At 39.1% G+C, this 320-nt stretch carries 1 protein-coding gene; it reads right to left on the bottom strand.

What is annotated here, in order from left to right; genetic code table 11:
* Window positions 1-12: 12 nt before the first annotated feature.
* Window positions 13-320, bottom strand: a 308-nt coding sequence (locus PGR74_RS14055) for a golvesin C-terminal-like domain-containing protein (RefSeq protein WP_270517384.1), incomplete at its 5' end; no start/stop codon positions are given.

Genomic DNA, 320 nt, shown 5'->3' with positions numbered 1-320 from the left:
CGTCCCCATGTGCTATTCATCTTCTATATAGACCCATTTTACGGCATCGGCATAGATATTAAAATCCGAGGTGTTGGATTTATCACTTAAAGTAATCACGTGTTCTCCGGGCGTCAATTTAAAACGTCCCAACGATATCCATTTCCCTTTTTCCGCTTTCCAACCGATATTAACGTCCAAGGGAATCTCTTTCACACCCTCGTCACACGTGACCGTGTAATACTGAAACAACTGAATGGTATTAGTAGAAATTGAATTTCTCAAGTTATATATATAGCGCTTACACGTTAAACAAGGGATGGGAGTCATATAAACAAAAA

The sequence above is a fragment of the Sanguibacteroides sp. AM78-02pH3A genome (genome assembly GCF_027666085.1).
GTDB lineage: Bacteria > Bacteroidota > Bacteroidia > Bacteroidales > Marinifilaceae > Gabonibacter > Gabonibacter massiliensis.
This window is presented reverse-complemented; position numbering and strand designations above follow the sequence as displayed.